This window comes from Clostridium sp. KNHs214 (genome assembly GCF_000744935.1).
GTDB lineage: Bacteria > Bacillota > Clostridia > Clostridiales > Clostridiaceae > Haloimpatiens.
The window spans coordinates 491797-511781 of the sequence record NZ_JQMW01000011.1; the positions used below are offsets into that span (position 1 = coordinate 491797).

Here is a 19985-nt window from a genome sequence, read left to right on the forward strand (position 1 = left end):
TAATATAGTTTTTAAATTTAATAATTTAAGGCAATGACAAGGAGTAGTAATATTAGATGCATTTAAAGAGAGCTGTTGGGTGGTGCAAAACAGTGATGCTATAATGTGAACTTGCCTTAGAGCATATCTGTAAAAAACAGATACGGTTAAACCGTTATATTTTAAAGAGAGGCTTTACTTATTAAGGCCTAAAAAGAGTGGTACCGCGGATAAATCTTTCGTCTCTTAATAGAGATGAAGGATTTTTTTATTTGTAAAAATATAAAAACTTGGACAATAAATAAAAATAAAGAGGAAGGGAGAGGATTAAGTTTCTCCGAGTTTTCTTAATCTAGTATATATATGAGCAATTATGGAACAAATATAGACCAAAAATGGCAAAAGAAATGGGAGGAATCCGGCCTCTATAATTTTGATGATAATAGCGATAAGCCTAAATTATATACATTAGAAATGTTTTCTTATCCTTCTGGAAGTAAACTTCATGCTGGTCACTGGTTCAACTATGGACCTGTAGATTCTTGGGCTAGAATGAAAAGAATGCAAGGATATAATGTATTCCAACCTATGGGATTCGACGCTTTTGGACTTCCTGCTGAAAACTATGCTATAAAAACTGGAATTCATCCAAAAGATTCTACAGATAAAAATATAGAAACTATGGAAGCACAATTAAGAGCTATGGGAGCTATGTTTAACTGGGATCATGAAGTGGTAACCTGTAAACCTGATTACTACAAGTGGACTCAATGGGTTTTCTTAAAACTTTATGAGAAAGGATTAGCCTATAGGAAAAAGGCTCCTGTAAACTGGTGCCCTAGTTGTAACACAGTTTTAGCTAATGAGCAAGTAATAGATGGCTGCTGTGAAAGATGTGATACAGAAGTTACCAAAAAGGATTTGACTCAATGGTTCCTTAAAATAACTGACTACGCAGAAGAACTTTTAGAAAAACTAGATGAACTAGATTGGCCTGAAAAAACTAAAGCTATGCAAAGACATTGGATTGGAAAATCTACTGGTGCAGAAGTTACTTTTAAGGTAAAGGACAGTTCCATATCTTTTGATGTATTTACCACTAGAGCAGATACCCTATTTGGAGTTTCCTATGTGGTTTTAGCTCCTGAAAGTCCTTTAGTAGATGAATTAACCAAAGATGAGTATAAAGAATCTGTAGAAAATTATAAAATTGCAGCTAAAAAACAATCTGAAATAGAAAGACAATCTATAGCAAGAGAAAAAACTGGTGTGTTTACTGGTTCTTATGCTATAAACCCTGTTAATGGTAAAGAAGTACCTGTTTGGGTTGGAGATTATGTACTTGCAACTTATGGTACTGGAGCAGTTATGGCAGTGCCTGCTCATGATGATAGAGACTTTGCCTTTGCTACAAAATATAATCTTCCTATAGTTAAGGTTATAGATGGCGGAAAGGAACTTCCTTTCACTGAATATGGAACTCTTGTAAACAGTGAAGAATTTAACGGTCTTAAATCACAAGAAGCAAAAGAAGCTATAGTTAAAAAACTTGAATCCATAAGCTGTGGATCTGGAAAAACTAATTATAGACTTAGAGATTGGCTTGTATCAAGACAAAGATACTGGGGTGCTCCTATTCCTATAGTATATTGTGATAAATGCGGAACTGTGGCAGTACCGGAGGATAAACTTCCTGTAGAGCTTCCATACAATGTAGAATTTGCTCCTGATGGAAAATCACCATTAACGAAATGTGATGAATTTATAAATACAACTTGCCCTGTATGCGGAGGCCCTGCAAAACGTGAGGCAGATACTTTAGATACTTTTGTTTGCTCATCATGGTATTTCTTAAGATATGTTGACAACAGCAACTCTTCAAAGGCTTTTGATAGCAACAAAGTTAATAAAATGTTGCCTGTTGATATGTATGTAGGAGGTCCTGAACATGCTTGTATGCACCTTCTATATGCTAGATTTGTAACTAAAGCTCTTAGGGACATGGGATATATCAATTTTGATGAACCTTTTAAAGCTTTAAGACATCAAGGACTTATTCTTGGACCTGATGGACAAAAGATGAGTAAGTCTAAAGGAAATACAATATCCCCTGATGAATATATAAAAGAGTTTGGTTCAGATGTATTTAGAATGTACTTGATGTTTGGATTTGCTTATGAAGAAGGCGGAGCATGGAGCGATGAAGGTATAAAGGCCGTATCTAAATTTATAGATAGAATAGAAAGAACTCTTCAAAGCTGTATGGATAAAATGAATTCAAAGAAAAACATTAAAAACTCTATGGATAAGGAAGAAAAAGAGCTTAACTATGCAAGACATTATGCTATAAAAAGTGTGTCTGATGATGCTGAAAAGCTTCAATTTAACACATCTATAGCAAGACTTATGGAGTTCAATACTTCCCTATCAAAGTATTGCAATGAAGAACTTATAAACTCTAATTTCTTAAAAGAAACAGTAATGGATTTTATAAAATTACTTGCTCCTTTTGCACCACACTTTGCAGAAGAACAGTGGTCACTAATGGGAATGGCTTTATCTGTATTCAACCAAAGCTGGCCAGTATTTGACCCAAAAGCTCTAATTAAAGATGAAATAGAGATAGCTATACAAATAAACGGTAAAATAAAATCTAAAATAAATATATCTTCTAGTTTAAATGAAGAGGCTATAAAAGAAGCTGCTTTAGATGATGAAAAAATTAAAGAAAATCTAGAAGGCAAAGATGTAAAAAAAGTAATTGTAATTAAAGGTAGACTTGTAAATATAGTTGCAAAATAGTTATTAAGTAATAGTTAATTTCCAAAAGAACTTTATTCTTCATTTTACATTTTTATTTTATAACTGCGAAAGTTGAATTAAATAACTGCTAATAAAATAACTCCCTAGTCCCCAGTCCCGGATCCCCACTTATATCGTTGGGGATTAGAGGCTGGAGATTAGGAATTATAAATTTTTTATTTATATCTATCAACAATTTTCTGAGTTAAATTTAAAAGTTCATTCAATTCATATACTTCTCCCTTTTCTATAAGCCTATCCAACTGCTTTCTGTATAAATTAGCCTCATTTACTTTACCTATGGACGTTAACACCAATATATTATTCATTATATCTGATACTATACTGGATTTCACTTCAAAAAGTCTTTGTGCATCCTTTATCTCTTCTTTTATTTTAGACATTTCCTCATCTAAATTAAAAGCTGCATCAGCGGCACTCTTTAATTTTACTTTTACGTCATCTGGTATATCATGTTTGTATTTGTAATTCAATGAATGCTCTATTGTTGCCCAAAAATTCATGGCCAAGGTTCTTATTTGAAGTTCTGCCAATATCATTTTCTGTCCTTCAGCCATATTTACAGGGTACTTAATTATCACATGATGACTTCTATATCCACTTTGCTTTACATTAGTAACATAGTCCTTCTCATAAACAATTTGCATGTCCTTTCTGCTTCTTACTAGTTCCACAACCTTTTCTATATCATCTACAAATTGGCACATTATCCTTATGCCAGCTATATCTTCCATTTCATATTCTATTCTTTCCAGTGGTATATTGAACTTATTAGCTTTTTCAAGTATACTTGAAATTTCTTTTACCCTTCCTGTTACAAATTCAATGGGAGAATACTCGTTCTTTTTTCTATACTCTCTTCTTACACTTCTAAATTTAACCTTGAGTTCTTCCACTGCTTGAAAATATGGTATTAAGAATCCACTCCATTGTATTATCGCCATATGCTCTTCATCCTCTTCTATCCTATTTTTGTTAACCTAGTTTATATCTATTACTCTATTATACCAAAATATTATACAAGTGATAATTATATGTTATAATATTTTTATGAATTATGTGAGGTGATAACTTGAACGATAATATATTTTCTGGTTTAGAAAAACTAGGTTTTAACGATATAAAGAATGTAAGCTTATATTATATTGACAGTGAGAAAGAAGAGAAAAAGCATATGGGGAAAGATGCCAATAACAGATTGAATTTTTTATATCAAAAAGATATCACCTGTCCCGTTTGTAGTAATAAATTTAAAGAAAAAGCGGTAAAAACCTCTGCTTATGTTATGGATACAAAAGACAGTGATTTTTTTATAAGATATAGATTCATAAACCCCTACTTTTACGATGTATGGGTTTGCCCTTGTTGTGGTTATTCAGCTATGAAGTCAGATTTTTTAAAAATAAAAAGTCATGAAAAGAACTTAATAAAAGAAAAAATCTCTTGTAAATGGAAAAAAAGAGAATATCCTAAAGAATACGACATAGCTATAGCCATTGAAAGATATAAATTGGCTCTATTGAACTATTATGTAAGAGAAACTGTCTCCAGTAAAAAAGCTATGACTTGTTTAAAATTAGCTTGGATGTATAGGTTAAAAAATGATGATAAAAATGAGACTGAATTTTTAAACCAAGCTCTCACTGGTTTTGAAGATGCTTATTATAAAGAGTGTCTACCTATATATGGCATGGATAGATATACTATCACATACTTAATTGGAGAACTTAATAGGAGAATTGGTAATAAAGAAAAAGCCTTGTTATGGTTTAGCAAAGTTATAACTCATCCAGGTGTAAAATTTAAATTAAAAGAACTTGCAAGAGATCAAAGAGATTTAATAAAATCTCTAAATAGTTAGGGGGATATTTAATGTTTAAACTTTCTAGAAAAAATAAAAAATTAGGCACAAATGAAAACTTATCTAACAATATAAATTCAAACAATGCTGATATAGCTATGAATAAATCTGAGCTTTTGAATTTATATAATATTTTTGAAAGCTCATTGAATAGTATAATCAACCCATTTAATGAACTAGCTTCTAGTAATAGTAATATAGCTAATTGTTTTGATCAAATAAGTAGTCTTTCATTATCACACACAACTAACGTAAACAATACTTTAGACAAAATAAAAGATTTTAATACTAATATGGAAGATGTAGCTTTCAAAATTAATGATGCACATACTAAAGTAATAGGTGCAAATTCTGCTGCAGACAATGGGATAAAAAATTTAAATACACTTGATTCTTCTCTAGATGAACTACAAGAAGCATTTGATAGTTCATCTGTTATAGTAAATGATTTAGTGGCCAAAATAGATTCTGTAAACATCATAACAGATTCCATAAGTCAAATTGCTAATCAAACCAATCTATTAGCTCTAAATGCAGCCATTGAAGCAGCAAGAGCTGGTGAGGCTGGAAAAGGTTTCTCAGTAGTAGCAGATGAAGTTAGAAAATTAGCTGAAAATTCAAAAGAAGCTGTAGAAAATATAACAAAAATATTAGATAAAATAAAAATAGATATATTAAACACTTCTTCAGCAGTATCTAATGGTCAATCAGCTTTAACTTTCCAAACTGAGACTATAAAAAATACTAAAAACTCCTTTGTAGATGTTAAATCTTCAATTGATGAAACTATCTGTGAAATAAACAATAGTATAAATACTTTAGTAAACGCTTCTGCTATGACTAATTCCCTAGTAGATAATATAGAAAATTTAAAATCAGATATGGTCAATAATGATTCTTTATACTCTAATGTATCCGCAACCTTAGAAGAACAAAATTCATATATAAACACTTTAAATTCCTCTATAGATAATTTGCATTCTGCAAAGGATGAATTTAAAAATTTTATAGATTAATTATAAGAGAGCATAGACTATTGTATCTTCAATAACCCATGCTCTCTTACTATTTATAATTTCTAATATAAGTTTTTAATCTAATATCTTTATAGGTTTAAAATCTAAATAATCTGCTGAAGAAACAATATACTCTACACCATCTATATTTCCTTGAAAAAGTTTTTTTAAGGCCGGACCATGTAAATGTCCGTATATCACTTTTTCAACGTTATATTCTTTTAGCAAATCTATAATTTCTGTATTTTGAAACTTATCGTTAGTAGGTGGATAATGAAGCATTGCTATAGTCTTTTGAAATCCATTTTTTTTAGCACTGTCTAGAGATAATTTCAACCTTATTAATTCTCTGCTGTATATTTTTTTATTGTGTTCTGTAGAGTTATCTCCAGAAGGTATCACCCATCCTCGAGTACCACAAACCGCATAATCTTTATACGTGAAATGATTATTTTGTATAAAATTCATATCTTCATACAGATTATTAAGTTTAGTTATACTCGTCCACCAATAATCATGGTTACCTTTGACAAATATTTTTCTTCCTGGCAAAGAATTAACCCACTGTAGTTCTTTAATTCCCTCTTCCATATTCATGGACCAGGATATGTCTCCTGCTATTAAAACTGTATCCTCTTCCTTTATGTTATCCATCCAATTATTTTTTATCTTTTCATCGTGATCTCTCCAGTTATCTCCAAAGATATCCATAGGTTTATCTGCACTTAAAGATAAGTGCAAATCCGATAAAGCATATAATGCCATATTTATAACTCCTTTATTATTTTATTGATGAGTCTACGTCCATTACATAAGCTATTACTTTTGCTACTGTATCGTATAATTCATAGGGTATGCTGCTGCCTACGTCTACATTCAATAGTAAATTAGCTAGTTCTTCATTATACACTATTGGCACATTATTTTCATTAGCTTTTTCTAATATTTTATCAGCGATTTCCCCCATGCCTGCTGCTGTAACTATAGGGGCATCATAATTCGTATCATATTTTAAAGCTGCAGCTTTATTCTTTTTATCCATAACTTTCTCCATTCTACACTTTAACATTTAATTTATTTAATCCAGAATCCCCAAAAAACTCTCTACAATTAGATAAATTAAACTCCTCTTCTTTTTCACTTACCTTTATATAAATATTATAAAGGCTATCACTTAGCATTTCCAATAATTTATCTTTATTTTTTTCCACTATTTTGACCCAATTTCGTTGGCATTTTATTTCTACATTCATTATAGAGTTATCCACCCTAATAAACGTATCCACCACTCCCATATTCATAGTTTTAATAGAAGTAGCTATTTTTACATTTTTAGTATCAATAACTTTTCCTTTTTCTCTTCCATCTTTTATCACTAGTTTACAAGGATAAACATTGTCCCTTATATTTATTGGCAAATCTAAATAATAGTATTCATTACTTAAAGAATTAAATATTTTAAAATTACTAATATTATCCTTAAGCATTTCCATTACTTTAGGATAACTCTTTGAATCTGACTTTATTATATTATCTAGCAAATCTTTTATTATATTCTTCATTTCATTTGTTTTAAGTTCTACTTGATTTTTAACTTCCTTGTGTAAGTCCTTCAAACTAATATCTTCAGCTGCATTTTCAGGAACGTTTTTAATTTTATTCTCACCACTTTTTTGAATATTATTTTTGATATTGCTTTCTATACCTTTTTCATTATTTATATTATTATTTTTATTATTTCCACTATCATTTTCACTACTGACTTCTAAATTTTTACCACTGTTCTCTATGTTTTTTTCAACATTCTTTCCCATACTTTTTCTAATACTATTTTCAGTACTATTTTCAACATCATTCTGTGTATTGTTTTCAGTATTTTTTTCGGTATTATTATCAGTGCTATTTTGCATATTGTTTTTAGTATTATTTTTTATATTATTTTCAGTAGAAGCTGTTTTTTCTTGTGATTTATACTCTATATTATCACTTTTAACTTCTATTTGTACAGTTTCCTTCGAGTTGTTTCCCACTAGTTTTTCTTTATCATTGTTTTCAGTAGTGCCAACACTTTCCTGTAAACCTTTTTCTTGTAACCCCTTTAACAATGTGAAAATATCCTTTGAACCCTTAAATACATTTATAAAACCATCTATATTTTCTTTCGAAATATCTATATTATTTTCATATAAAATTAAAATATCTTCTAGATCTAGCTTTTCAAGCGAGCTAAAAAATCCCCTTAATAAATCTTTTATTTCATTACCTTCTGCGGAATCTACTGATATACCCTTACTAGATATATATTTATATATAAAATTCTCCATGTACTCTTCACTATGTATCTTATTCATTAAGTTATCCATGTTCTTCATATAAGTTATATTTTCTTTAGTTAGAGGAATTTCATGTTTTATCATTTCCCTTAAAAGACTATAATCCTCTTTATTTAAATTCATATTATTATTTTTTAAAAATTCTTCAATGCCATCTTTATCTCCATGCTGAGATAATTGTTCTTGAATTAATTTCAGTATAAGCTTTCCATCTTCAAATCCATCCACTTCAAACTTAACTAATCCATTAGGCATATAATCTAAAGGGTTTTTTAGTTTAGCAGGAAACTTCCAACCGTCCAAAAGTTTAAGTAAAATCTCTTCTTCTCCTACATCTATAATTCTAGCTAAAAACTTTTCTCCCAATTCAAAATTTAATTTTTCACGATTTCTTTTAGTATTTACCTGGTATACTCCTGGTATATTTCTTATTTCTGGCATTTAAAGTCCCCCTTTAAAACTCCTTTCTTTTATTATCGTATAATTCACAAAAATAAAGAGCCAAAAGTTGTTTAACTCTTAACTCTCTATAATATACTTAATATTTAAAGGACATTATTATTTAAGCTGAAGTTTGTAGAATTTTTTCTTTCCCCTTTTAACTAATGCTGAACCATCTTGAAAGAAGTTTTCTTCTAATTTACTATTAACATCAGTTATCTTTTCCTCATTAACTGTTAATCCACCTTGTTGTATAAGTCTTCTTCCTTCTGATTTAGATGGAACTATTCCACCTTCTACTAATACTTCTAGTAGAGAAGATCCTATTTTATCTTTTCCTACTTCTACTGTTGGCACATTATCCATCTTATTTCCTGCACCAAACAAAGCTTCTGCTGCTTCTTGAGCTTTTTTAGCTTCATCTTCCCCATGCACTAGCTTTGTAACTTCATAAGCTAATACTTTCTTAGCTTCATTAATTTGTGCATCTTTTAAAGCTCCTAATCTTCTAACTTCTTCCATAGGAACAAAAGTTAAAAGTGCAAGGCATTTTTCTACATCTGCATCATTTACATTTCTCCAATATTGATAGAAATCATAAGGAGAAGTTTTCTTAGGATCTAACCATAGAGCTCCTTTAGCTGTTTTACCCATTTTATTTCCTTCGCTATTAGTTAAAAGAGCACAAGTCATGGCATAGACTTGTTTTGATTCCTTTCTTCTAACTAGATCGATGCCCGCTAACATGTTAGACCATTGGTCATCTCCCCCTAGTTCCATAGTACAATTGTACTTTTTATTAAGTTCAAGAAAATCATACCCTTGCATAAGCATATAGTTAAATTCTAAAAATGAAAGTCCCTTTTCTAACCTCTGTTTAAAACATTCTGCTGTAAGCATCTTATTTACAGAAAAACAAGATCCTATATCTCTTATAAACTCTATGTAATTTAAATCTAAAAGCCAATCTGCATTATTTACAAGTATAGCTTTATCATCAGTAAAGTCTATAAATCTTTTCATCTGCTCTTTTATACAGCTAACATTATGATCTATAATTTCTTTTGTCATCATTTTTCTCATATCGGTTCTACCTGAAGGGTCTCCAATCATAGCAGTACCACCGCCAACTAGCGCTATAGGTCTATGTCCTGCTCTTTGCATATGAGCCATAAACATAAGAGCTATGAAATGTCCTACATGAAGACTATCTGCAGTAGGATCAAATCCTATGTAAAATGTGATTTTTTCCTTACCTAAAATATCCTTTATTTCATCATGAGTGGTTTGCTTTATATAACCACGTTCTGATAGAATATCATAAACATTACTCACGGCTAATTCCTCCCTATAAACTTAAAATAAAACTCCCCTTTATTTGAAAGGGGAGACATTAACCTATTAACAAAATAATTATATCATTTTAGATATCTTTTAACAACAGCAATTACGCTATAAGAAATGCACATAGGTATATTAAATGCCTTATGCTATATATTTTTTTACAAACTCAGGCACATTTCTCTCTACTTCATTAATGTTTATATAGAAATCCACTTCGTATCTTTCTGACAAGTCTTCTAAATAGTAAAATAAATGTGCCGCATCCTGAAGACCTTCTTTTACAATATTCCCTAGACCATCTATGAAAACAGTCTCAATATCGTAGTCTTCTGACAAAATGCCGCACAAGAAACCATAAAAACTCTTATAATCTTTTAAAACAAAATCATCTGTAGAAATAAATCTAATACTGCTCTTAAGCTCACAACTTGGTCTGAAATCATCATCAATATACACTAAATTTCCCTTGCTAGTTAATGCCTTTTCATTAGCTAGTCTTATAAGCTCTTTTGTTTTACCTGAACCTTTTTCACCACAAAAAACACAAATCATTTTAAATCAACCCCTTACTCTAATATTTAGGTGCTGTTTTATATATTATATAATATTCAGAATATTTTTGCAATATTAACCTTAAAGAATATTATTTATATTTTTTATTCCAGGATATACAATTTTAAAAGTGCTTCCACCTGGTGAATTGATAAATAATACCTTGCCATACTTTTTAAATGCCCTCTTAATCTTAGTAAAACCAGTGCCTCCATGATTAAATCTTTTCTTTTCATCAATAGTTATTAATTTTTCATATATCCACATATTCCTTTTAACATAATTAGGTGATTGAATACTTTTTTCCCTAATTAAAACTCCCGGACTACATAAAACCACACTATTACAATTTATTATAATTTCTATCTCCCTAGTAAAAATAGTGTAATCTCTATAAAGCACAGCATTTTTAACTCCCTCCAAAAGAGCATAAATAGGATAGCTCTCTGGCAAAATATCGTAGAGTTTTTCTTCTACTTCATCAATCATTTCTAAAAGCTCACCTTTTATTATAAAAACTTCTCCTTGAGATTTATTTATTCTATTTACTATCCTTATAATATTTTGTGGAAGAAAAATATTGTTTACCTTTGAAAATACTAAAAGCCCTCCTAAGGTAACACAATATTCATTAGTATCCCTATCTCTATTTATAATAGAGGCTCCTTCCATTAATATATATTTATTTTCATCATTTAATTCTATATTATTATACTTAAAATATTTTTTAATAAGCTCTATATCCAAAACTTCCGGACTACTTTTAATTATAGAACAAAGCTCACTATTTAAATTCATATTATTTTCAAAGGAAGAGACTAACTCATCTTTTCTCATTATATCTGTAGTAGAACCTCTTCTTATATAAAAAGCTCCATTATCTCTAACCTGATATGGTTTTTGTTCCCCATAATATATTGCTATTATAGCTAAATTTTTGCCATTATACTTCATTTTCTCTACAGATATTGGTATAGGCGGATCACATCTAGAACTTACCACCTGCTGTATTTGTTCCTCCACCACATCTTCAGAATTTATCCCTATTATATTTTTAGTCTTATCCTCTACTCCAATTATAAGGTACCCTCTTCCCCCTTGAGAATTAGCAATAGCACATACATCCTTAACCAATTCCTTTTTACCTGTATCAGTATTTATATCTAAGCTTTGTTTAAAATCTAATTTAGGACCCTCTTGTCTTTTTAACAGATTTTCCAGCTTCTTTTTATCCAAAATTATCACTCCAAAACATTCTTGTAATACTATTTTATTATTCCTATTTTATATTATTTCATTATATAACATTTTATCAGAATTTTTATTAAATTTACAACATAAGAATATTGTGAAGCAAGTGCAATAAGAAAAATCACACTTTAAGTCCGTGAAACAATTGTAATTTGGGACTAATCACAATACGCTAAGAACTTCTACATGTTTGCAGATTTCAATCCCCTAAAACCTTAACTCGCTCCTTGCGTCCCTCAAACAAGAAGGTTTCTTAACGGCAATTGAAATCTGCAAACATAAGAAGTTCTAAAGCTAGTTCCATAGTCCCCAATTCCAATTGTTTCACTCCCTTAAAGTGTGATTTTTCGGTTCATGCATAAGCTATCTATGGGGGAATACAGCTAACTAAAGGATGATTTTCCTCCGCTTCGCTATGGAAAATCTTTAATTTATAAATAGAAAGAGCTCATAATATTTTTTAGGCGGAGCCATTCGTTTAAGCCACAATTCTCAGTCACTAATAATATTTTGATTAATTGTAATATATAATTCTGCACTTTTCTTAAAGGCTAGTAAGTAAATATATGCAACTTTAAGTATATAGTAAGCAATAAAACTATAATTATTTCTATCATAATTATCATTATTTTCAAATAATATGTTATAATTTAAAAATAACATTTATCTTATACGACAAGGAAAACATCAATCATTATAAAGAATTTTTAACATTATTTACTGACTATTTTGATGAAATATGTTCAAGTAAGCAGAGGATAACATTCCTAAACATATAATTCCTAAAATTATAGATATCATAGGTGAAGAAACACATAAATATAAATAATGGCTGTTCCTATGCTATAAAAATGATGATATAATTGGTTTTTCATTAATACCCCAGATAATCCTATGTGCAATTTTATCGAGAAAATAATTGCCATAAATGGCACAAACAACATCTACTTAACGGCTAATGCTGATAATGGTATTCCTTTTTGGGAAGCCATGGGATATAGTTTTACTGGAAAAATTCATGATAAGAATAGTAACAGAATTTACGAAAAATACATCTCTTAATCCGTAATCTTCTTATATTATAAAATAAAAACTAATATTAAAAACCTTCGGATATTATATGTCTCAAGGTTTTATTTTTTAATAATTTAATTTTTAAATACATTCCACAGTTAAAGTTATGTATACGTAAATAATTAATTATAAAAATAAAACAGTAAATAAAATTTAATATATTTTGACGTAAAGCATTGGTTTGTATAAATCCTAATCATGCCTATGTATTTAGGCTGGCTGTCGCCAATAAAAGATTTTTAAAGCCCTAAAAGAAAAGCTATAACTATTCCATTTAATAAAATAATTATAGCTTTTTGCTATCTCATTTATTTAATTAAACATTTTCCGTAACATAGTGGAGGAAAATCATCCTTCAGTAGGCTATCTCCCCCATAAGTAATGTACGTATGAACCGAAAAATCTGTCTTTAAGGTAACAATAAATATATTTTTTTAGACTATTGAGCTAGCCTTAGAAATTCTTTGTTTTCAAATTTCAATACCCGTTAAGAAGCTTTCATGTTTGAGCGCCGTTAGAAGCGAGTTTGAAAGCTTTAGGAGATTGAAATTTGAAAACATTAGAATTTCTTGGCGTATTGCGAACAGTCTTAAAAAATATATTTATTGTGGACTTAAAGACAGATTTTTCTTATGACACTTGCTTCACAATTTATGCTTACTATTCGCTCTTAGCTATAGCTGATAAAACTAGTCCTTTATTGTGCTCTAAGGCCCAGCTTATTCCCCAATCTGTTTGGAAAAGTAATAAACTTCTGCCTTTTAAATCTTCTACTATCTTTGTATCACTAGTTACACTCAAACCAGCTACTTCACCATTGCATTCTTCAATCCATCTTATATTTCTAAAAGGAAGTCTTTCTAATTTAATGTCTACATTGTATTCATTTTTTAATCTATACTCTAAAACTTCGAACTGAAGAACTCCTACAACTCCAACTATAAGCTCTTCTGCACCTATATGCGGTTCTCTAAAAACCTGTATGGCTCCCTCTTGAGAAATTTGTGTTATTCCCTTCACAAATTGCTTTCTCTTCATGGTATCTACTGGTCTAACCCTAGCAAAATGTTCTGGTGCGAATATAGGTATTCCTTCAAATTCAAACTTCTTAGAAGCTTCACATAATGTATCTCCAATTCTAAATATACCTGGATCAAATACTCCTATTATGTCCCCTGCATATGCCTCTTGAACAATTTCTCTCTCTTGAGCCAAAAATTGTTGTGGTTGAGATAATTTAATTTTATTTTTTCCCTGTACGTGGTAAACCTCCATGCCCTTTTCAAATTTTCCTGAGCATATTCTCATAAATGCAATTCTATCTCTGTGAGCTTTATTCATATTAGCTTGTATTTTAAATACAAAAGCGGAGAATTCCTTATCAAATGCATCTATTTCTCCCACATCTGACATTCTTGAAAGTGGTGGCGTAGTTATGTTTAAAAATTCCTCTAAGAAAGTCTGTACTCCAAAGTTTGTAATAGCACTTCCAAAAAATACTGGAGTAAGGGAACCATTTTTCACCTTTTCCATATTAAAATCTTCTCCAGCCATATCCAAAAGCTCTATATCTTCTATTAACTTATTATATAAATCTTCTCCTATAAATTCCTTTGTAGCCTCATCCTCTAAGTACATTTCACTTACTTCTGCTTTACTTTGACCATGATTTCCACCTTTAAACACCTTTACTACTTTTTTTTCTCTGTCATACATACCTTTAAAGTTCAAACCACATCCTATTGGCCAATTCATTGGATAAGATTTTATTCCTAATTCATTTTCTAATTCATCCATTAGTTCAAAAGCATCCTTAGTTTCTCTATCCATTTTGTTTACAAAAGTAAAGATAGGAATTTCTCTTATACTACATACGTGAAATAACTTTCTTGTTTGTGCCTCTACACCTTTAGCTCCGTCTAAAACCATTACTGCATTATCTGCTGCCATTAATGTTCTATATGTATCCTCACTAAAGTCTTGGTGCCCTGGAGTATCTAGTATATTTATACAATTCCCTTGATAATTAAATTGCATTACTGATGAGGTTACGGAAATACCTCTTTGCTTTTCTATTTCCATCCAGTCAGAAACAGCATGCTTAGCTGTCTTTCTAGCCTTAACTGAACCGGCCATTCTTATAGCTCCACCGTATAATAATAATTTTTCTGTCAATGTAGTTTTTCCTGCGTCTGGGTGAGATATTATAGCAAAAGTTCTTCTTCTCTCTATTTCTTTTCTCAAATCTGACAATATTCTCTCCTCTTTCTTTGTATATATTGTAATTAAAAAGGTCTGTATATACAGACCTTAATTCTATTCTCTGCTATTTCTTATTCTTAAATTCTAAATGTCTTTTTTTATAACAACTTATATTATATCAAATAAGAAAGAAGTTTTTCAATAGTATAAATAGAGTTCTTTGGTTTCATATTGTTTTTTATCCCTATATTATTGAATAAATATATCTTATTAGTAAATAATAATTACATGGAATTTAAGTCATTTTAATAGCTGAATATTTATAATCATGTGTAATTCTAAAACTAAAAAATTTGTTTATATGGAGGATTCGCCATGAATTTTTTACGTTGGTTAGGTAGCATAATATTTTTATTTTGGGTAATAGCTTTAATATTTAAGGTTGGTGGATATTTAATAAATTTATTATTAGCTTTAGCTATAATAGTTTTTATTTTAGATGTTATATTAAACAGAAAAAAAATATATAAATAAGCTGCTAGTGGCAATATAATTACTCGCAGCTATTAGTTTATATGTATTTATTAGCTTAAACACATTCAAAAAATAACCTATCTATTTTAAAAATTCAGGGATTTCTATCTTATTTAATATAAATTTCTCTATAATATGAGCTACTCCATCTTCCTCATTAGTTAAGGTTATGTAGTCAGCTATTCTTTTTACTTCTACCATGGCATTTTCCATAGCTACTCCAAGTCCTGCATATTGAATCATATGAATGTCATTACCTGCATCACCTATACATATGACCTCTTCTTTCTTTATACCAAACCCTTCAGCTAATTTTTTAACTCCTTGTTCTTTATTAACTTCTTTATTTAAAAATTCTAAAAAGTATGGTTCACTTCTTAAAACACTATATTTTTCATATACTTCTTCCGGAAGCTGTTCTACTGTTTTAGAAAGTATTTCTTCCTTGTCTATCATCATTATCTTTACTATATTAGTATCAGGATCTAAATTATCGAAGTCTACTACTTTTAATGGAATCTTATTAATTTCTGCCTCAAGTAATGAATACTCACTAATCTTAGGGGTTATGCATTCATTTGGAGTTAATGCATGTATGTTTACTCCTAATCCTTTGCTTAATTTATATAAATATTTAATATCTTCTATTTCCATATTTTGTTCATATATAAGTTTTCCAGTCTTATTAAATTGAACTGCGGCTCCATTAAAAGCAACGGAACAGTCATCTTCATCTAATAAATCTAATTTTTCTATGTATCTACTAATTCCCTTTATAGGTCTTCCTGTAGCTAAAACTACCTTTACACCCTTTTTTCTAGCACGTTGAATTGCTTCGTATGTGACCTTTGATATAGTCTTATCATTTTTTAATAAGGTTCCATCTAAATCTATTGCCAATAATTTAAACATAATAACTTGCTTCCTGCTACTCAAAATATGGTCAAATGTATCCATATTGAGATTATTACTGCTTCAATGTACTCTGCCTTGCCTAAGCTACTACAGTTTGTATAGTACTCCACAGTCGTTAATTCCCCAAATAGCCTTGGGTACACATATAAGTGCTTGTTTAATTAAGCTATCTTATATTCTTTAGCATTGGCTAAATTTATTGAAGCATTTAAATCTCTATCAATAGAAAGCCCACAACTGCATTTGTAAACTCTATCAGATAGTTTTAAATCTTTCTTATATGCTCCACAACAGCTACACATTTTACTACTTGGATAAAATCTATCAACTATTCTTATCTCAATGCCATTTTGTTTAGCTTTTGAAATAAGTTTAATTCTAAATTCATAAAACTTTTGCCCAGCAATCGCTTTAGCTAAATGTCTATTCTTCATCATTCCACTTACATTTAAATCTTCGATAGTTATAAAACTTGGTTTTTGTTTTATTAACTTATTCACTGTTTTATTTATATAATCAGTCCTTATATTTGTAAGTCTTTGATGAAGCTTTTGTACCTTGACTATTTGTTTTTGGATATTTTGACGAGTAGCTTCTCCTTTCTCTTTTTTATTTCTTAATTTTAAACTTTCATATTTCCTTGAAAGTTTTCTTTGCTCACGTTTTAGTTTCTTTTCTTCTTTTTTAACTATTTTAGTTTTGTTAATATTCTTTTTAGTTAAACCATTATTACAAATTGCAAAATTCTTTAGTCCAAGGTCTACGCCTATTCCTTCTGAATAAGGTTTATTATCTACTTTAATAGCTTTCTCAACTAAAATTGAAACAAAATATCTATCTGCTTTTTGACTTACTGTACCACTTTTAACTATAGAGTTAACTGGAATGTATCCAAATTCTTTTAATCTAATCCAACCTAAAGTTGGTACTTTAACTCTATGTCTTTCAATAGTCCAATCTGTTTTATTGTTCTTTGGAAAGTAAGCTTTAACATCTTGATTTTTCTTTTTCTTAAATTTAGGAAAGCCGCTTTCCCCTTTAAAGAATTTCTTAAATGCTTTTTCTCCATTCATAATGGCTTGTTTAGTAGCTTTGGAAGACACTTCTTTAATCCAAGCTTTATCAGGATGATTAGGAATATATTTGTTATTAAGCCATTTAGAAAAATCCATACCACTAATAAATTTTTTCTCTTTTTCGTAAACTTCTTTATTATGAGCAATATAAAAATTGTATATGAACCTACTTACACCAATAGTTTGATGAATTTTTGTTATCTGTTCTTCTGTTGGTTTAATTTCTATTTTGTATGCTTTTTTCAACTTCTTCATCTTCCTTTATCTTTTTCTTATATTTTCTTTGTATTGCTCATAAGTATAATATTTCCTATTTGTTGGTGTTCTAAATGCTTTTAATATTCCTTCGTTATCCCATCTTTGTAATGTTCTAACTTATACATTAATTAACTCTGCAAATTCATTTGGTTTATAATTATTACTTTTCAAATGCACTCACTTCCTTTTTAGAAGTACATTTTACTATTTCTAAGTACATTTGTATATATTTTTAGTAACTAAAGATATCCTCCCAAAAAATTAATAAACAACCGTAAACATTATATCATACAAAATAATATTGGCGTAAATCAATTTCATTTGTATACATTTTCATTTGTAATTTTTTTAAACATTTTAAAATCCCCATATTATAGAGCTTAATATGGGGACTTATTGATATAAATTAATGTTTACATTTACACCGTCAATTAATAATAGCAATAGATTTAACTCATTTTAATAAATAACGCCAGCTGATTTATGTATTTATATACATTTTTAATATTTCTATTCTCTTTTCATCCACTTTTTCTACCTTAAATACTATATTTTCAAATTCTACTGTTCTTTCTTCGTTATCAGTGGGAATATACCCTAATAAATCTATTACAAACCCACCTATGGTATCTGAATTATTAGATTTTAAATGTAAATCTAGGTATTCATCTACCTCATCTATAGAAAGCAGGCCATCTACTAAATAGGTATTAGTATCTATTTTCCTTATTCCTGGCTCCCTATCATCGTATTCATCTAATATATTTCCCATAACCTCCTCTATTAAATCCTCCATGGTAACGATACCAGAAAATCCTCCATATTCATCAATTAAAATAGCCATGTGATTTTTTGTACTTTGTAGTTCCTTAAATAGATGATCTATATTTTTTGTTTCTGGAACAAAATAAGCAGGTCTCAATATGCTTATTATATAGTCTACAGTTATTTTCTCATTTTTATTTATATAAGCAAACAAATCTTTAGTATAAAGAATCCCTATAATATTATCTGTATCCTCCTCATAAACTGGAACTCTAGAATATTTTTCTTCTACTATTTTCTGTATACTTTCTTGCATAGGTGCATCTAGATTTATAGAAAACACCTCCGTCCTAGGCGTCATTATTTCCTTAGCTAATTTATCATCAAATCCAAATATACCATTTATCATTTCTCTCTCTGTACTATTTATTATCCCATGTTCCTCGCCTACATCTATTAGAGATTTTATTTCTTCTATGGATACCTTTTCTTCCAGATTATCTGTGCTAAATCCAAATAATCTCACTAGTGCGTTAGTAGAGCTAGACAACAATCTTACAAAAGGAGAAGTTATTTTAGATATAAATATAATAGGTTTTACTGCAAACATAGCTATAACCTGTGACTTTTGAAGAGCAATTCTTTTAGGAATTAATTCTCCAAATACCAAAGTAATATATGACAATATAATAGTAACTATTATAATACTAATTTGAGGACTATATGGAATATTAAATTTTCTTAAAAAATGTGCCATCCTTAAAGATATACTGGTAGCCGCAGAAGCACTAGCGAAAAATCCTGCTAAAGTAATTCCTACTTGAATGGTAGCTAAAAACTTACTAGGTTCTTCTGTGAGCCTGTTTAAAAGCACTGCTTTTTCGTCTCCTTCTTCTGCTAACATATTAACCCTATTTTTATTTAAAGACACAATGGCCATTTCTGCCGCAGCAAAAAATGCATTAATTAACACTAATATTAGTATAATAAATATCTTCAGAAATAAGTTATCTGCAGAAGAATCCATAAATATTTCCCCCTTAAAACAAGTCTCTATAGTTATTATTATCCCATTATTTTATTTTTTCATGCTAACCGTAAGAAAATTAAGAGAGCGAAATCAGTGAGCTAGTGGGCAGGAAAGCTTCGCTTTTCCTGCCCACTTTTTAATTAAAAAATTTTTCGTCTAGCGAAAAATCCACCTTAACTAGACCCCTAGCACTCTGGCACTCTAGCACCCTAATATGGCCCCTAGCACACTAGCACTCTAGCTTTACTAGCGTAACTTAGATCTTTTATTAGCGACCGGTAACCTAAATATTAAAGCTAAGATTTATACAAACCAGTACCTTACGTCAAAATATTATTAGTAACTGGATTTGTAGATTAAACGAAAAGCTTCGCCTAAAAAAATATTATGAGCCCTTTCTTTTTTATAAATTAAAGATTTTCCATAACGCAGTGGAGGAAAATCCTCCTTCAGTAGGATGTCTCCCACCCACGAAGCAATTACTCTGTAACTGAAAAAACTGCCTTTAATGGAGTGATAAAATTGAAATTT

Annotated in this window: 16 protein-coding genes, 1 pseudogene and 1 other annotated feature; of the genes and pseudogenes, 5 read left to right on the top strand and 12 right to left on the bottom strand. The window is 29.7% G+C overall.

The genetic code is table 11. The features are described 5' to 3' along the window. The first annotated feature begins 24 nt into the window (after positions 1-24). Positions 25-229, top strand: a binding site (T-box leader). 113 nt (positions 230-342) lie between these two features. Beyond that, positions 343-2781 carry a leucine--tRNA ligase gene (gene leuS / locus CC89_RS10910; RefSeq protein WP_035292101.1) on the top strand — a complete coding sequence of 813 codons (2439 nt, stop codon included), beginning with the start codon at positions 343-345 and terminating at the stop codon, positions 2779-2781. A gap of 176 nt (positions 2782-2957) precedes the next feature. Here the strand turns inward: leuS and yjbM are convergent, their stop codons facing one another. Further along, positions 2958-3746: a GTP diphosphokinase gene (gene yjbM, locus CC89_RS10915; protein WP_035292102.1), complete on the bottom strand. Its 789-nt coding sequence runs from the start codon at positions 3744-3746 to the stop codon at positions 2958-2960. A gap of 128 nt (positions 3747-3874) precedes the next feature. On the opposite strand from yjbM, the gene CC89_RS10920 reads away from it, so the two are divergent. Together CC89_RS10920 and CC89_RS10925 are read left to right on the top strand one after the other, a co-directional pair. Then, entirely contained in the window at positions 3875-4663 is a 789-nt protein-coding gene (locus CC89_RS10920; RefSeq protein WP_051931728.1) for a DUF2225 domain-containing protein, read from the top strand. 11 nt (positions 4664-4674) lie between these two features. Next, entirely contained in the window at positions 4675-5679 is a 1005-nt protein-coding gene (locus tag CC89_RS10925) for a methyl-accepting chemotaxis protein (protein WP_035292103.1), read from the top strand. A 75-nt stretch (positions 5680-5754) separates the two neighbouring features. On the opposite strand, the gene CC89_RS10930 is transcribed toward CC89_RS10925, so the two are convergent. The 6 genes from CC89_RS10930 to CC89_RS10955 form a co-directional block, all read right to left on the bottom strand. Then, complete coding sequence (locus CC89_RS10930; protein ID WP_035292104.1) at positions 5755-6444, bottom strand: metallophosphoesterase; 690 nt, start codon at positions 6442-6444, stop codon at positions 5755-5757. Between the two features lie 16 nt (positions 6445-6460). Next, a complete protein-coding gene (locus CC89_RS10935; RefSeq protein WP_035293554.1) occupies positions 6461-6721 on the bottom strand; it encodes an EscU/YscU/HrcU family type III secretion system export apparatus switch protein in 261 nt (86 codons plus the stop codon). A gap of 13 nt (positions 6722-6734) precedes the next feature. Further along, positions 6735-8453: a ring-infected erythrocyte surface antigen domain-containing protein gene (locus tag CC89_RS10940; RefSeq protein ID WP_035292105.1), complete on the bottom strand. Its 1719-nt coding sequence runs from the start codon at positions 8451-8453 to the stop codon at positions 6735-6737. 117 nt (positions 8454-8570) lie between these two features. Beyond that, entirely contained in the window at positions 8571-9788 is a 1218-nt protein-coding gene (gene tyrS / locus CC89_RS10945; protein WP_035292106.1) for a tyrosine--tRNA ligase, read from the bottom strand. Between the two features lie 150 nt (positions 9789-9938). Then, positions 9939-10349 (bottom strand): hypothetical protein, encoded by a 411-nt coding sequence (locus tag CC89_RS10950; RefSeq protein WP_035292107.1) that lies wholly within the window; start codon positions 10347-10349, stop codon positions 9939-9941. 81 nt (positions 10350-10430) lie between these two features. Continuing rightward, positions 10431-11585: an AlbA family DNA-binding domain-containing protein gene (locus CC89_RS10955; protein WP_035292108.1), complete on the bottom strand. Its 1155-nt coding sequence runs from the start codon at positions 11583-11585 to the stop codon at positions 10431-10433. A gap of 909 nt (positions 11586-12494) precedes the next feature. Here CC89_RS10955 and CC89_RS20540 point away from each other — a divergent pair. After that, positions 12495-12662 (top strand): hypothetical protein, encoded by a 168-nt coding sequence (locus tag CC89_RS20540; RefSeq protein ID WP_185750743.1) that lies wholly within the window; start codon positions 12495-12497, stop codon positions 12660-12662. Positions 12663-13334: 672 nt separating this feature from the next. Here CC89_RS20540 and CC89_RS10960 read toward each other — a convergent pair. After that, positions 13335-14927, bottom strand: coding sequence for a peptide chain release factor 3 (locus CC89_RS10960; protein ID WP_035292109.1), 1593 nt, complete (start codon positions 14925-14927; stop codon positions 13335-13337). 324 nt (positions 14928-15251) lie between these two features. Between CC89_RS10960 and CC89_RS20545 the strand changes: the two genes are divergently transcribed. Then, positions 15252-15410, top strand: a complete 159-nt coding sequence (locus CC89_RS20545) for a DUF5670 family protein (protein ID WP_185750744.1) — start codon at positions 15252-15254, stop codon at positions 15408-15410. A gap of 81 nt (positions 15411-15491) precedes the next feature. Here the strand turns inward: CC89_RS20545 and yidA are convergent, their stop codons facing one another. The 4 genes and pseudogenes from yidA to CC89_RS10975 form a co-directional block, all read right to left on the bottom strand. Further along, a complete protein-coding gene (gene yidA / locus CC89_RS10965; RefSeq protein WP_035292111.1) occupies positions 15492-16322 on the bottom strand; it encodes a sugar-phosphatase in 831 nt (276 codons plus the stop codon). Between the two features lie 164 nt (positions 16323-16486). Then, positions 16487-17656, bottom strand: coding sequence for an RNA-guided endonuclease InsQ/TnpB family protein (locus CC89_RS10970; RefSeq protein ID WP_185750745.1), 1170 nt, complete (start codon positions 17654-17656; stop codon positions 16487-16489). Continuing rightward, positions 17634-17830: pseudogene (locus CC89_RS21135) on the bottom strand (MerR family transcriptional regulator); the annotation flags it as partial. The pseudogene CC89_RS21135 and the gene CC89_RS10970, both read right to left, overlap by 23 nt. Positions 17831-18140: 310 nt before the next feature. Further along, positions 18141-19451 (bottom strand): hemolysin family protein, encoded by a 1311-nt coding sequence (locus CC89_RS10975; RefSeq protein WP_035292114.1) that lies wholly within the window; start codon positions 19449-19451, stop codon positions 18141-18143. Between the last annotated feature and the right edge of the window lie 534 nt (positions 19452-19985).